Below are 15,541 nucleotides of genomic sequence, written 5' to 3'. Positions count from 1 at the left end.
AGTGGATGGAAGCTTGAGTGGTGTGTGTGTGTGATGGTGGAAGCTTCAGCGGAAACAGTTACATTTAGCTAGGTTGCCAGTCGGTTTATTTCTCAAAAAATAAGTGTAGATTACCTAAATTCAAACAGCTTTTTTAATTAGCCAGCGGTGACAATGATACCTCACTTCTTCTGATTATTAGTTTTTCTTGAATATACATCCACAATAAGGGATGTGCGCTTGTTATCCTTGCACCATGGAAATTAACAACGACAGCTTAAAAAAAGGCCTAGGTAATGGAACTAACAGAAATTAGAATTCGAAATTTTCGAACAATTGAAGCTGAACAGCACATAAGAATTCCCGGACAGATGACCTTGGTAGGCCGAATAATTCTGGAAAAACTAATTTATTAAAAGCAGTTCAAGTTTTTTTTACTGGCTCCTCAAACTCGTATGGATACACTCGGGATGAAGACCTTACTTTTGGCGTTGGTCGTGCTCGAACAAGTATTACAGCCACATTTGATGGTGATACTGAAATTGACCATGAAATCTACGATGCCATAGATGAACTTCATGGTCTTCAAGGAACAGAACGATCAGGAAGCATACTAACATTAACCCTTTACTTCACTGACACTAATACTCCAGTCTATAGTTTTTTTCCAAATGTAAAGAGACCAAAAAGTGGTGCGAAGGCAGCTCAATACTCTAGGACGCATATTTCGCTAGTCAATAGATTGCTGGGTGGATTTAGTTTGCATTACGTTCCATCTGCCAAAAGTGTGGAACAAATCTACAATGATCTTTTAGCTCCATTTCTCAGAAAAAAAGTATCAAAAGTAATCCAGCCACATTTACTACAAATTGATGAAAGCTTAAAGGATGCGGCAGATTCATTAAATGCGGAGTTATTCTCAGCCGGCCTGATCGATTTACAGGCTAGTTTTTCAATTCCAAATCAGTCTGTTGAGCGCCTTGTATCAGGCTTTGATTTCATGATATCCGATCCACAGAGAACGCCAGTTTATGAAAAAGGAATGGGAATACAAACGACTGCACTTCTAGCTGCTTTCCGCTGGATCACAAAGCAAGAGATCGAAGAAGGACGGACTGTTTTATGGCTTCTTGAGGAACCAGAATCATATTTGCATCCAAATTTGGCAAGTAGCTGTAATACAATTTTGGAGAATCTTTCCAACGATGCGATAGTCCTAAAGACCACACATTCAATGGCATTTGTGCCCCAAGATCCCAAGTTTGTTTCAGGCACAATGTTAAATGAGAAGAATCGAACCGAGATTAAACAATATAAAACTTTCAGCGAAGCCGTCTCGGCAATTCGAACAGCTTTAGGAATCCGCTTTAGTGACTTTTATAATCTTGCGAAATTCAACGTCTTTGTTGAAGGGCCTACCGATCGTGAAATTTTCCAATGGATATTAGAAAAGCTACCAACAGACCAGTACCCTTTTGATAGTTTAAGGCAAGCAAAGTTTGAGGATTTTGGAGGAGTAAAACACCTTTCGGGTTTCTTAAGGGCAACTTATCAATTCATAAGAAAAGAATATGCCTGTGTTACAGTATTTGATGGAGATGACGCAGGCGAAATTGAAAGACGTGCTCTGCAAGGGTATTTTGGCCAGCATCAAATCTCTTTCGATGCTAATAAGCATTTCGTTTCTGTTCGGTCACGTTTTTCAATTGAAGGTTTATTCCCCGATGAGTGGATTAAGGCCATTTATAAAGAAAGCCCTTCTTGGTTTGATGCATATTCGGAAGATGCCTCTGGAGACCTAGAACCATTTAAAGTCAAAGACAATCGAAAATCTAATATACAAGGTAAGTTGATTTCAATGGCAGAGGCAGAATCAAACATATCATGGGCAAATCGGTTCATCAACGTTTGTAGAGCAATTGACTATGCACTAAATCAATTGTCAGGGATGCTTGATTCACAACCGCCCCTTCTTCAAAGTTGATACACCAAAAGATTATAAGGCCTTCCCCCCTTGGCGGAAGCGTCCGCTTCTATCGATACCAAAATATTGAAAGAATAAGGCAGACGCTTGAACCATCAATGATATCCGACTGGAGAGGATAACTCATGGCTTATGACCAAGAACATCACCTCCCCCCATTTTTTTACCTCGCCAATACTCCCGACTTTTGCAGTTCGTTTGATAAGTCGCACAACCAATGGATTCCTTCAGAGAACTCAACCTGTCTACCCCCCTTCTCAACGCCCTTGATGACCTGGGCTTTGCCAAGCCCACACCTATTCAGGAAGAGGCTTTTCCCGTGGTGCTGTCGGGAAAAAATGTGGTGGGCATTGCTCAAACCGGTACGGGCAAAACGCTGGCCTATATGTTGCCCCTGCTGAGGGAGCTGAAGTTTTCGAAGCAGGCGCATCCCCGCATCCTGATCCTGGTGCCCACCCGGGAGCTGGTCCTCCAGGTGGTGGAGCAGGTAAACACTTACGCCAAATACATGAATGTGCGGGTGATGGGCGTATACGGCGGAACCAATATCAAAACCCAGGCGCTGGCCGTGGCCCAGGGCATGGACATACTGGTGGCCACCCCCGGCCGCATCTACGACCTGGCCATCAGCAAGGCTGTGCAGCTCAAAGAAATCAAAAAGCTGGTGATCGACGAAGTGGACGTAATGCTCGACCTGGGCTTCCGCTTTCAGCTCACCAACCTGTTTGAACTCATCCCCGAGCGGCGCCAAAACATCATGTTTTCCGCCACCATGACCGACGACGTGGAGGAGCTGATCAACGATAGTTTTATTGCCCCAGCCAAAATAACCATCGCCATCAGCGGTGCCCGGCTGGAAACCATCGACCAGGTGGCCTACCGGGTGCCCAATTTCCACACCAAGGCCAACCTGCTGAGCCACCTGCTGCGTGACAAAGACACCTTCAAAAAAGTGCTGGTGTTCGTTACCGGCAAAAAGAACGCAGACCTCCTTTACGACCTGCTGGAAGATCCTTACGCTCCGGAGATGGGCATCATCCATACCGACAAGTCGCAGAACAACCGGATCAACGCCATTGAGAACTTCGACAGCGGCAAAAACCGCATCCTTATCGCCACCGACGTCATGGCACGTGGGTTGGATCTGGCCACCGTGAGCCATGTGGTGAGCTTTGACACGCCCAATTTCCCGGAAAACTACATCCACCGCATTGGTCGTACCGGGCGAATGGAGGAAAAAGGCAACGCCATCCTTTTCTTCACCGACAGAGAGGAAGAACACAAGCTGGCCATTGAGGTACTCATGCTGCATGAGATCCCCCTGCTGGAGATGCCGGAAGGCATTGAAGTATCGCACCAGCTGTTGCCCGAAGAAAGGGCCAAAAGCGGCGACAACAAGAATCCTCACCGAAATGCCAAAAAGGACCTGGCCGGGCCAAGCTTCCACGAAAAGATAGCCAAGAACAAGAAGGTGAACCTGGGCGGTTCTTATAAAAGGGAGATCGTGCTGAAATACACGAAGCCCAAGACCCGGGGCGATAAGTTCAAGAATAATAAGAGGAAGTAGGGAAGTACAGGATGGCAGGTAGAGGGATTTTTTATACCTTCAAGTGGGTTTGGGATGCCGAAAAAAGTCCGAGGCCATAAAAATAAAAACCGTCATTCAGAGCCTCAGCATAGCCTTGCGGGGAGGCGAGGCGTAGGAATCTCCCCGAGGGGACTCCGACCCGACGTGGAACGACCATTTTCCTCACCCTCAGATGCCAGGCGAAAATAGCTCAGAGTGACGTGAGGCGGTTTTTATTTTTTTGGCTTCAGTGTCCGTTCCATTCCTGACAATGAAGGCTATTGAAACCAAAACCTACTTAACTAAGTGAAACACTCTTTCCTGATTACCCTTTCAATCCTCCTCGCTATCGGCTGCACGCCCGATTCGCAGCCTGCCAAAAAGGTGGCCGAAGTCAAACAACCTAACGTCCTGTTCCTGATTGCCGACGACTGGTCGTACCCCCACGCCGGGATTTACGGAGACCCCGTGGTGCGTACACCCACCTTCGACCGCATCGCCAATGAGGGTGCCTTGTTTCAAAATGCGTATACCGCAGCACCAAGCTGCTCCCCATCCAGAGCGGCGATCTTAACAGGTCGCTTTCCTCACCAGCTGGAGTCTGCGGGCAACCTGTGGTCGGTGTTTCCAAAGAAGTTTGCGAACTGGGTCACGATTCTGGATGAGAATGGCTACTTTACCGGCAAAACAAGGAAAGGCTGGGGGCCTGGCGACTTCAAAGCAGGCGGCTATACCGACAACCCGGCCGGAAAAGATTTTGCCTCCTTTGAGGAATTCTTTGCTCAGAAGCCTGCTGGCACGCCGTTCTCTTTTTGGTTTGGCAGCACAGATCCGCACCGGGACTACGTACCCAACACGGGCATACAAACAGGCATGTCGCTGGACGACGTCATTGTGCCAGCTTTTCTGCCCGACCTACCCTGCGTGAGAAACGACATCCTCGATTACTACTTCGAGGTGGAGCGCTTCGACAGAGAAAGCGGCCGCATCCTCAGAATGCTGGAGGAAGCCGGTGAGCTCGACAATACCATTGTGGTGATGACCAGCGACAACGGCATGCCTTTTCCCCGAGCCAAGGCCAACTTGTATGAATATGGCGCTCACATGCCCTTAGCGATGCGCTATCCCTCCAAAATAGCCGAGGGCACAGTGGTCACTGAGTTCACAAACGCTGTGGATTTTGCGCCTACTTTCGTGGAAGCTGCTGGGTTAGACGCCAGCATGTTCACCTCGGGCAGCAGCTTGTGGCCACTTTTAGCTGGCACTGACAGCAAGGACAGAAGCCGGGGATTTTCGGAAAGAGAACGCCATGCCAACGTGCGGGCAGGCGACCTGAGCTACCCCAGCCGCAGCGTGCGAACCGGGCAGTATCTCTACATCAAAAACTATATGCCCGACAGGTGGCCTGCGGGTGATCCCACTACTCATCAGTCAGTGGGGCAGTATGGAGATGTAGACAATTCCATCACCAAATACCTGATCATGGCTATGGAAGGAAAGGCTGCGGAAACCACAACCGACTACTTCAGCCTGACCTTTGCGAAGCGCCAACCAGAAGAGCTCTACGACATCAAAAAAGATCCCTTCCAACTGCACAACCTTGCCCTTGACCCGGAGTACCGGTCAACGCTTAGCAGTCTGCAAAGTGACCTGACACAATGGATGGAAGCCACCGGCGACCTGAGGGCCACAGATCCTCAGACAATCTACTGGGATACTGTGCTTTACACGCCCAACTATCAGTATCATGACTTTGACCTCGCCAATGGCATCAATGACTACGCCATAGCGCCTCCGTTTACAAAAGAGGAGATTCCCTGCCTGGACGAATGATGATAACAGACAAAAAATGAACTACATGATTGTTGAAAAGTTCCGGCCTGGGAAGGTGAAGGAACTGTACAAAAGGTTTGATGAAAAAGGCAGGCTGATGCCGGAAGGTGTGACCTACATTAACAGCTGGATTGACGAAAAAGTGGAAGTATGCTTCCAACTAATGGAAGCCGAGTCGATGGAAAAACTACAGGAATGGATGGACGCATGGAGCGACCTTTGTGAGTTTGAGGTCTTCCCCGTTATATCATCTGCTGACGCCAAGCAAAAGGCGCTTTCAGGCTGACAGCCTTTGCACCGGTTTAGAGCGCAGGTTGTTATCGGAGTGTCAAGGCTCTTCAATTGGCAATCGTTGTGTTAAAGTCCTCCTTTTTCCTTGGGAGCGTGGCAGAAATGGGAGCTTGCAGGCAGTGCAAAAGTTAAATATAAAATTTTGTCCATTCACCAGGTGTCGTGTTGTCTACACTTCAAAACCTTTAATGAAACAAGCGATGAAAGCAATTATCTCTTTAGTCATCTGCCTTTTCTTTCTCACGCCTTACGTTTCCGCAGGCAATGAACCGGCACCTTTCAACATCAACGACTACGCCTGGCTGGCTGGCCGATGGACGGGCGATGGCTTTGGCGGTACCTCGGAAGAAATATGGTCACCACCCTCAGCTGACGGCACCATGATGGGCGTGTACCGCCACCACAATGCCGATGGCAGCCTCAACTTCTACGAGTTTATGGTGCTGGACAAAACAGGGCTCCGCCTCAAGCACTTTACGCCTGAACTGGTGGGTTGGGAAACGAAAGAAAACTACGTCACTTTTGAAATGGTGTCGTTCACCAAAGACAAAATCGAGCTAAAGGGCCTGGTGTTTGAACGAAAATCAGACGAGGAGATGGAAATACGGCTGAGATTAAAAAACGGAGACAAGATAGAAACGGAGACTTTTCACATGAAGCGAGCCAATTAGCCTCACATCTTCTCGTACTTCAACTGCGTGTACTGATCAAAGAATTTCTTCAGGATAATATTGGAGCCCAAAACGATAAGGTAGTCGTCTTCACCTATAAAAGTGTCGGCGGAGGGGCCTGGGATAAGCCCTTTGACATTGTCTTTTACGCCCACAACAATGACGCCCGTAGATGCCGAAATATTCAGTTCCCGAAGCGTTTTGTCCTTGAACTCCGGCTTCAGGTCGTCGTAGCCAACTTCCTCCAGGTGGTAGCTCATGCCCGACACGCCATTGAGCAGATTTAGAAACTCTATAACGATAGGTTTGGTCACCAGCTGCGCCATGAACATGCCTCCCAGCAAGTCTGGTAGAATGACGTTGTTGGCACCAGCCCTGTAGAGTTTATTCTCCGTTTCAATATTGGAAGCCCTGGCTATGATTCTGATCTTTTCATTCATTGCCCTCGCTGTCAGCGTTATGAACACATTCGACGCATCGGAAGGAGTGGTGATGATAATAGCCCTGGCCCGGTCTATGCCGACGGTGGTAAGGTTGTCATCCTCGGTGGCGTCGCCAATAAAAAGCTTCATCGACTCAGGAATAATATTCACCATGTCAGGATCCTTTTCTATTACTACAAATTGCTCGCCACTCTTTTGGAGCTCCTGGCACGACCGGGCGCCATTTCTGCCATACCCACAGACAATTACGTGGTTTTTTAGTTTGTTTATTTCCATACCCGAGCGATAGCTTTTGACAATTGATTTCAGTTTCCCTTCAAATATGTAGCTGGATATCACGGAGACCACATAGGCAAAAATACCCAGATTCAATAAAATATAGATGGAGGTAAACACCCTACCTGCTGCGCTCAACTCCTTTACCTCTGTAAAGCCAACGGTGCCCACAGTAATAATGGTCATATAGAGAGCATTCACAAAATCCAGGTCTTCTATGAGCGTGAATCCAGCCAAACCCACGCCCAAACTGAAAAGGAAAAGGAAAAACGAAATGATGAGATTCCTGAGTTGCTTGTTTACATGATTGATGGTCTTCAGTTCCGACATCTGCGATTGAGCCTCCGAATAGTTCTCGGAAATTAGAGAAATTTAGGGAAGGAATAAAGCTGAAGCCTCCAGGGGGAGACAATACATTTTTCTTTGATCGATCAATAAGGCATCCATCGCATGGCTTTCATCAATTGTTCCGTAAATTGAATCACAAACGAAACCAGGTAATTTATGGGTATTTCAATACGGGGAACTTCGTCAATTAAAACACTTGCACGCCTCATACTTTTGGCGGCGACTTTAGGTGTTGTACTTTTTGCCTGCAGCGAGCCTGAACCTATAAGTTCGGTAAACCCGGTAAATTGGAAACAAAGGTTCATTGAACTGAACGAGTCGGACTCGCTGGTCGCAGGATCAACTTATCTGTCGGTCTATTCTCAAATTTACAGCCGGTCGGAAAGCAGGACCCACGATCTTACGTCCACCATCAGCATGAGAAATACCAGCCTGACTGACTCCATCTACATGCTGAAAGCTGATTACTACAATACCCATGGCGAGTTGCTAAGAACATACTTTAAGAATCCGATATTCATCAGCCCTATGGAAACGATAGAAATAGTGATTGATGAAGTAGACAATGAAGGAGGCACCGGGGCTAATTTTATCTTTGACTGGGCGGTAAAAGATGAAACGCATGAGCCATTGTTTGAAGCCGTAATGATTTCTACTTCTGGCCAGCAGGGCATTTCTTTTACTACGCAGGGGGTTCACATCCACTAGAGTTCTGTGAGGGTGATTCCTGTCCGCTGCACTGTAAAACGTTTTGATTGTCATCCCTTTTTTCCGAACTAGCTAAATGAATAAGCGGATCAATCTACTACTGTTTCTGGTGTGCCTAGCATTCTCTCCTCTATTGGCTCAAAGGCCTTGGGTGTTGAGTCAAATCGACATCCCCCACCCCTACTACTACCGGGAAATGTATGTGCCGCAGCTCACCACAGGCCCCTCTTCTGCCACATGGTCGCCCGATGGAAAAAGCCTGATCTACTCCATGGGAGGAAGCCTTTGGGAGCAGAAAATAGATGAAACAACTGCCACACAAATTACCGACGGGCCAGGCTACGACTACCGGCCCGACTGGTCGCCCGATGGAAGCACCGTCGTATTTGTTCGGTACGATAACGATGCCATGGAGCTTCACCTGCTGGATTTGCAAACCGGGAAAACAACCCAGCTTACAGAGGGCGGTGCTGTTAATATCGATCCACGATTTTCACCAGATGGTTCACAAATGGCTTTTGTTTCAACAAAGGAAACTGGCAACTTCCGCATTTGGATAGGAAGCTTGAACAACAATACGCTGGCAGCCAAACCTCTTTCACCGGAGCGCACCACCGCCATTCCCCGCTACTACTACGGCCAGCCCGATCATCAGCTAAGCCCTTCCTGGTCACCCGATGGCAAATCGCTGGTATTTGTGACCAACCCCGATGTGCTGCATGGGTCTGGCAATATTTACAGAACCGAAGTGAACAACTACAACCCCGTTTTGCTGCGTGAGGAAGAAACAAACTGGCGGGCCAGCCCCGACTGGTCGCCTGACGGCAAGCGCATCATTTACTCGTCTTACCTCGGCCAGCAGTGGCACCAACTCTGGATGACCCCGGCCGATGAAAAAGGCTACCCCATTGCCATGGGATACGGCGATTTCGACGCCACCCATGCCCGCTGGTCACCCGACGGAAGCAAGATCGCCTACATAAGCAATGAACACGGTAACACGGAACTCTACCTGATGGATTGGCTTACCAGCAAAAAGTGGCCATTGCTGATCAATGAAAAGAAGTACATCCACCCAACGGCAACTGTTACTATAAAAACCTACCACGATAGCAAGCAACCGACACCTGCCCGCCTGACGGTAAGGGTTGGTGACAAAAGCTATGCACCTGACGATGCATGGATGCATGGCAACGAGGTTTTTAACCGGGAGGCGCAAAAATTCGAAACCTACTATTTCCATTCTCCTGGAGAAGTGAAAGTGACAGTGCCTGTCGGTGAGGTGAAAATTACCGCCTGGAAAGGCTTCCGAAAGGCAAATGATGCTACCGTCGCAGTGAAAGCAGGCGAGGAAAAAGAGATTGCTTTTTCATGGGCTCCCTCCACCATTCCGTCGTACCACGGCACCTGGAAGTCAGCCGACGTGCATGTGCATATGAACTATGGTGGGCACTACCGCAACACCCCCGAGCACCTGGCCTTACAAGCCAAGGCAGAAGATCTGGACATTGTATACAACCTGGTGGTTAACAAAGAACAGCGCATTCCTGATATTGAGTATTTTTCTGTAGACCCTGACAATGCTTCAGACGAACAAACCCTCATCATGCATGGTCAGGAATACCACACCAGCTTTTGGGGGCACATGGGCTTACTGGGCTTGACGTCCAATTATCTCCTTCCAGGGTACGTCGGCTATACCCATACTGGCGCCGAGAGTCCGTATCCTTCCAACGCCGTGGTAGCCGACATCGCACATGACCAAAATGGCATTGTGGGCTATGTCCATCCTTTCGAAACGGAGCCTGACCTCTCCCAACCCACGAGCTTTTCCTTGCCTGTAGATGTAGCTCTTGGCAAAGTGGACTACTATGAGGCGGTTGGGTATAGCGATCATCATATCTCAGCCGGGGTATGGTACAAGCTGATGAACTGTGGATTTAGGCTGACTCCTGTCGGTGGCACCGACGCCATGGCTAATTACTCCTCGCTACGGGGGCCTGTCGGACTGACACGAGCGTTTGTGAAAATGGAGGAAGGTGATGAACGGCCACTGCATGAGAAATTCATTGAAGGCGTAAAAAAAGGCAAGACTTTTGCCAGCAATGGACCTATGCTTGGGTTTGCTCTCGATGATCAAGAGCCTGGCGGAGACATAGCGCTTTCGAAAAAAGGAAAGCTCAACTATAAAGGCTTTGTTCGCTCATCGGTGCCTATCGATAAGCTGGAAATTATTCAAAATGGGAAGGTGGTGAAAACCATTACGTTAAGTGGCGACCGCACAACAGTTGATTTCACTGGAACCTTGAATATTGCTAACAGTTCATGGGTACTTTTGCGGGCCTATAGTGCCCCTAACCCTGAAGTACTTGATATCTATCCTTATGCTACTACCAATGCGGTGTTTGTCAGTGTGGATGGGCAACCCATACATTCTACTGAATCTGCTGCCTACTTTCTGACATGGATCGATCGTATTGAAGAGGCGGCATCGGCTGTCACCACCTGGAATACTGAAGCTGAAAAGGTCAGGGTGATGAGCAACATCAAAGAAGCTCGAAAAGTATTTGAAGGACGTAAATGACATGAGGAAGGCTTTAAAGTCTTCCTCACTACCCTGACCCTAAAGGGAATCGGAAGATTTTTAAGCTAATTTTAGATGACGATTCTTAAAACCAGCTACGACGTCAACTTTCTACAGAATTAATTGCAACAAAGTGCACAACATACAACCCAACCTGAACAAGACGTACCTCAAGGCAACGAGTGCCAAAGGCGTCTACATTTATGATGAAAACGGCAAGGCATACCTCGATGGGTCTTCCGGAGCGGTGACTTGCTCGTTGGGTCATTCCCACGAAAAGCTCCTGCCATTTATCAAAAAACAGCTCGATAAGCTCCAGTTTGTTTATCGGTCGCAGTTTGCCTCTGAAGAAGCCGAACAGCTGGCCACTAAGTTGTACGAACTATCGCCTGACAGGTCACTCAGCCACAGCTTTTTCGTCAACAGTGGTACCGAAGCCATTGAAACGGCCATGAAAATCGCCATTCAGTACTGGCAGGAAAAAGGCAAACCTGAAAAGACACACTTCATTACCCGGAGGAAAAGCTACCACGGCATCACCATGGGGGCACTTTCCTTATCGGGCCATGCCCTGAGAAGGCAGCGGTTTGAAGGCATGCTGGCGAAATACCCAGCACTATCCGCTGACATGGAAAACGATTCGCTGGAGGATCAGGTAGCTGAATTTGAAAAAGTGATAGACAACATTGGAGCCTCGAAGATTGCTGCCTTCATCGCTGAGCCTATGGTTGGAGCGGCCGGCACTGCCCTGGCACCGGTAAACGAATACTATGCCTGCTTCAAAGCAGTCTGCGACAAGAATGAGATTTTGTTCATTGCCGATGAGGTAATGACAGGCCTGGGAAGAACCGGAACATGGTTTGGCATGGAGCATTGGGGTACTCAAGCTGATATTGTGGCCATAGGTAAAAGCCTGGGTGCAGGCTATGCGCCCATAGCTGCCACTTTGATGACCGACAAGATTTTTGCGCCGATAAAAAAAGGAAGCGGGCTGATCATGAGTGGCCACACCTATAGCGGGCATCCACTCTCCTGTGCCACTGCCTTGAAGGTGCTGGAAACCGTAGAGGAAGATTATTTGCTGAAGAACGTCAACAGACAGGGAGCTACAATCAAATCGGCCCTGTATGAGCTGCAAAAGAAATATCCCGTCATTCAAATTGTGCGGGGCAAAGGCCTGATGATGGGGCTTGAACTGGATCCAACGATAAAAGGAATACAGGCAAAACTCGTTGAACGCTGCTATCAAAACGGACTGTTGATTTATCCCTCTGTGGGAGGAAAAGAAGGTATTGATGAAAATGGCGTGTTAATTTCCCCTCCATTTATTATCAGCAAAACTGAAACAGAAGAACTCCTTGGCAAGCTGGAGCAATCACTAAAAGAATGCAGCTAACCTATGCACCTATTCAATAAAGTAACCGACTACACCACCGCACAATCAGCTTTTTTTGATGGGATGACCCTGCTCTTTGGTGGATTTGGTGGTGTTGGCACGCCCCCCGGCTTGATTGACTGCCTTATAGACTCGGGAGTGAAAGATGTGAAGCTGATCGGCAACGATGCCGGTTTCCCCTGGATAGGTATTGGCAAGTTCGTTTGTCTGGAGCGGGCCACTCACCTTTTGGCTTCCCACATTGGTTCCAACCCCACGGCGGGCGATTTAATGAACCAGGGCAAGTTGCAGGTAGAGTTTTCGCCGCAGGGCATTTTGGTGGAGCGGATACGATCAGGCGGTGTAGGGCTGAATGGTTTTTTAACTGAACTCAGCAAAGGCACTCAGCTGGAATACGACAAACCAAAAGTGACCATTGGCGCCAAAGAATACATTTACGAGGCTCCAATCACCGGTGACGTAGGCATCGTGTATGCTAAAAAAGCCGATACATTTGGCAACCTCATCTTCGACAAAACAGCCCGGAATACCAATCCTTATGTGGCTATGGCCAGCAAGGTGACCATTGTGGAGGCTGACGAAATTGTGCCCATGGGTGAGCTTGACCCAGAGGAAATAGTGGTGCCGGGCATCTACGTGAAATACATCGTGCAGTCAAAAGGCTATAACTGGAAATGGGTATGGGAGACGAAAGACAAATAATAGCCAAAAGAGCGGCGCTGGAAGTAAAGGATGGCATGATTGTCAACCTTGGGATAGGAATTCCTTCCATGGTGCCCGATTTTCTTGGCAAAGATATCCGAGTCTTTTTTCAGGCAGAGAACGGTATCCTGGGCATGGGGCCTACCCCCAAAGAAAATGCGGATGGAAACCTGAGCAATGCTGCCGGTCTGCCCGTAACGGTTTTACCAGGGGCAAGCTATTTCGACAGCGCCATTGCATTTGGCATGATCCGTAGAGGCTGCATCGACCTGTCTATCCTTGGAGCGCTCCAAGTCAACGCCCGGGGCGACCTGGCCAACTGGATTGTGCCCGGCAAAAGAGTGCCCGGCGTTGGTGGTGCCATGGAGCTGGCCTATGGTGCCAAAAACCTCATTGCCGTGATGAACCATTGCGACAAAGACGGAAAACCCAAGATTGTGACTGAGTGTTCACTTCCGGTTACGACCTATCGTTGCGTAAAGAAAATCATCACCGAAATGGCCGTTTTTTCCATCATCGATCAGCAGCTGCATATCGATGAGCTGATGCCAGGCTATACTTTAGCCGACGTGAAAAACAATACCGAAGCTGACTTTTCCTTCTCCACCAACTTCAAAGCCCATGACTGACCTTCAACAGCAACTCGAAACCTATATTGACGCCCATGCCGATGAAGCTATGTCGTACCTGCAACAATTAATTCAGCAGCCCAGCGTGCAAACCAACGAGCAGGGCGTGCAGAAAATCGTGATCGAGAAGCTGAACAAACTAGGCCTTGAAGTAGACGTTTGGGATCCTGTTTATGACGAACTTGCCAAAAGCACCTACTTCGTGGCTTCCCGTGACACCTATGTGGGCAGCCCCAATGTGGTGGGTGTGCTGAAAGGACAAGGTGGCGGCAAATCGATCATCTACAATGGCCATATTGACGTGGTGCCGGAAGGAGACAGGAGTAAATGGACAGACGATCCATTTTCAGGTAAGATCGAGAATGGCAAAATGTATGGCCGTGGCACCACCGACATGAAGGGAGGCAACGTGGCGCTGCTACTGGCCATTGAGGCTGTGATCAAAAGCGGCACAAAACTGAAAGGCGACGTAATCTTCCATTCGGTGATAGAGGAAGAGTCGGGGGGAGTGGGCACGCTGGCCGCTGTACTTCGTGGCTATACTGCGGATGCCGCTATCATTCCAGAGCCCACCAACATGAAGCTGTTCATCAAACAGCAGGGCTCTATGTGGTTTAGGGTCACGGTAGAAGGACGTTCTGCCCATGGAGGCACACGCTACGAGGGCGTGTCGGCCATTGAGCAGGCCATCAAAGTCCACCATGGGATTCTGGCCCTCGAGAAAAAGCGCAATGCCTCCATTGACGACCCTTTGTACAGCCATATTCCTATTCCCCTGCCCATCAATGTGGGGTCGATCAAAGGCGGTTCATGGCCGTCGTCGGTACCCGACCTGGTAACAATGGAAGGCCGCATGGGTGTGGGGCCGCACGAGAACATGCAGGAGGTGAAAAAAGAACTGATTGACCACCTGGCCAACCTTTGCGCTACTGACGACTGGCTGAAGAACCATCCGGTGAAGGTGGAGTTTTTTGGGGCACAGTGGGTGCCCAATGCGGTGGAGACTGATCATCAATTTGCGGAACTAATGAAAAAGAACTTTGAGACGATCTATAAGCGAAAGCTAAAAATAGAAGCCTCACCCTGGGGCACGGATGCCGGGCTGTTGGGGAAGGTGGGCAATATACCTTCGCTGGTAATCGGGCCAGGTGAAACCAAAATGGCTCACTACCCCAACGAGTATATAGAAATAAAAGAAGTGATTCAGGCGGCCAAGCTCTTTGCACTTACCCTTACTTCCTGGTGTGGAGTGGAACCAAAAGGTTAGTCCATGAATTCAATCATCAAAAATGGCTCAGCCAGCATCACTTTGTATTCCGATTCTTTCAACAAAAGAATCAGGATCGACGACTATTCCGGCGACGCTCAGGAAGTGCTTACACTCATTGCCCGGTCTGAATATAGTTGGGTAGAAAAAATCATCGTCAAAGCACGGGAAGAGGAACTGCCGGTTTTTCTATCAAATGGCTATTCAAAGGAGGCCCTGATAAAAGGGTATTTCCAGGGAGTAGATATGCATTTTCTGGCGAAGTATCAAAAGCCAACCAGAGGTAGCAATCCCGGGCATTACCAGGAGCAGCAAATAATTGAAAGTATACTGAGCCAGCCTGCTATTGCCAGAAAAACTGATACGCAAATCGTTTCCGTGGCTACCGTGGAAGATGCAGATGGACTGGCGCAACTGTATGCCGCTATTTTTCACGTGTACCCAACGCCCGTCAATGAGTCGGCCTACATACTGAAAACCATGCAGGATGGCACAAAGTATGTGGTCATTCGGGAGCAAAACAAAATCGTAAGTGCCGCTTCCGCTGAAATAAATGCACAGTATGGCAATGCCGAGCTGACCGACTGCGGCACCTTACCGGAAGCCCAGGGAAAAGGACACATAAAAAAGCTCTTGTCAAAATTGGAAGAGGTTTTGGCTGTTGACAACATCCAGTGCCTGTACACTATTGCCAGGGCGGAATCGTATGCCATGAACAAGGCCTTTTATCAATTGGGATATTGCTACGGGGGCACGCTGATCAACAATTGTTATATTTTCTCGGGCTTGGAAGACATGAATGTGTGGCACAAGGCGGTGCAGCCGAAATTCAGCACATAAGCGGCTGCTCACTTGTCGTGCTT

The 15,541-nt window shown here is 48.6% G+C and carries 12 protein-coding genes and 1 pseudogene; 12 read left to right on the top strand and 1 reads right to left on the bottom strand.

Annotated elements, in window-relative coordinates:
- Window positions 1-376 precede the first annotated feature (376 nt).
- From RIF36_RS23280 to RIF36_RS23260, 5 genes and pseudogenes are all read left to right on the top strand, one after another.
- Window positions 377-1,963 (top strand): annotated as a pseudogene (locus tag RIF36_RS23280) (ATP-dependent nuclease); the annotation flags it as partial.
- 217 nt (window positions 1,964-2,180) lie between these two features.
- Complete coding sequence (locus RIF36_RS23275) at window positions 2,181-3,530, top strand: DEAD/DEAH box helicase (protein ID WP_350120368.1); 1,350 nt, start codon at window positions 2,181-2,183, stop codon at window positions 3,528-3,530.
- A 306-nt stretch (window positions 3,531-3,836) separates the two neighbouring features.
- Window positions 3,837-5,363 carry a sulfatase family protein gene (locus RIF36_RS23270; RefSeq protein WP_350120371.1) on the top strand — a complete coding sequence of 509 codons (1,527 nt, stop codon included), beginning with the start codon at window positions 3,837-3,839 and terminating at the stop codon, window positions 5,361-5,363.
- 16 nt (window positions 5,364-5,379) lie between these two features.
- Complete coding sequence (locus RIF36_RS23265; protein WP_350120374.1) at window positions 5,380-5,649, top strand: DUF3303 domain-containing protein; 270 nt, start codon at window positions 5,380-5,382, stop codon at window positions 5,647-5,649.
- Between the two features lie 205 nt (window positions 5,650-5,854).
- A complete protein-coding gene (locus tag RIF36_RS23260; protein WP_350120376.1) occupies window positions 5,855-6,325 on the top strand; it encodes a DUF6265 family protein in 471 nt (156 codons plus the stop codon).
- 2 nt (window positions 6,326-6,327) lie between these two features.
- Here the strand turns inward: RIF36_RS23260 and RIF36_RS23255 are convergent, their stop codons facing one another.
- Complete coding sequence (locus RIF36_RS23255) at window positions 6,328-7,374, bottom strand: potassium channel family protein (RefSeq protein WP_151997036.1); 1,047 nt, start codon at window positions 7,372-7,374, stop codon at window positions 6,328-6,330.
- Window positions 7,375-7,548: 174 nt separating this feature from the next.
- On the opposite strand from RIF36_RS23255, the gene RIF36_RS23250 reads away from it, so the two are divergent.
- The 7 genes from RIF36_RS23250 to ablB all read left to right on the top strand — a co-directional run bounded on the left by RIF36_RS23250 (window position 7,549) and on the right by ablB (window position 15,518).
- Entirely contained in the window at window positions 7,549-8,100 is a 552-nt protein-coding gene (locus RIF36_RS23250; RefSeq protein ID WP_350120379.1) for a DUF3124 domain-containing protein, read from the top strand.
- Between the two features lie 154 nt (window positions 8,101-8,254).
- Window positions 8,255-10,684, top strand: coding sequence for a CehA/McbA family metallohydrolase (locus RIF36_RS23245; RefSeq protein ID WP_350120382.1), 2,430 nt, complete (start codon window positions 8,255-8,257; stop codon window positions 10,682-10,684).
- Window positions 10,685-10,817: 133 nt separating this feature from the next.
- The gene (locus RIF36_RS23240) at window positions 10,818-12,080 is read left to right on the top strand and encodes an aspartate aminotransferase family protein (protein WP_350120385.1); all 1,263 of its coding nucleotides are present in this window, start codon (window positions 10,818-10,820) and stop codon (window positions 12,078-12,080) included.
- A 3-nt stretch (window positions 12,081-12,083) separates the two neighbouring features.
- The gene (locus RIF36_RS23235) at window positions 12,084-12,782 is read left to right on the top strand and encodes a CoA transferase subunit A (protein WP_350072073.1); all 699 of its coding nucleotides are present in this window, start codon (window positions 12,084-12,086) and stop codon (window positions 12,780-12,782) included.
- Window positions 12,761-13,411: a 3-oxoacid CoA-transferase subunit B gene (locus tag RIF36_RS23230; protein ID WP_350120388.1), complete on the top strand. Its 651-nt coding sequence runs from the start codon at window positions 12,761-12,763 to the stop codon at window positions 13,409-13,411. The genes RIF36_RS23235 and RIF36_RS23230 overlap by 22 nt, the downstream gene beginning before the upstream one ends.
- Entirely contained in the window at window positions 13,404-14,678 is a 1,275-nt protein-coding gene (locus tag RIF36_RS23225) for a peptidase (protein ID WP_350120390.1), read from the top strand. The genes RIF36_RS23230 and RIF36_RS23225 overlap by 8 nt, the downstream gene beginning before the upstream one ends.
- 3 nt (window positions 14,679-14,681) lie before the next feature.
- Window positions 14,682-15,518 carry a putative beta-lysine N-acetyltransferase gene (gene ablB / locus RIF36_RS23220; RefSeq protein ID WP_350120393.1) on the top strand — a complete coding sequence of 279 codons (837 nt, stop codon included), beginning with the start codon at window positions 14,682-14,684 and terminating at the stop codon, window positions 15,516-15,518.
- The last annotated feature ends 23 nt before the right edge of the window (window positions 15,519-15,541 follow it).

Origin of the sequence: Imperialibacter sp. (genome assembly GCF_040222815.1) — a bacterium.
Taxonomy (GTDB): Bacteria; Bacteroidota; Bacteroidia; order Cytophagales; family Cyclobacteriaceae; genus Imperialibacter.
Note: the sequence above shows the minus strand (reverse complement) of the source record. Positions and strands in the feature narration are given on the sequence as shown.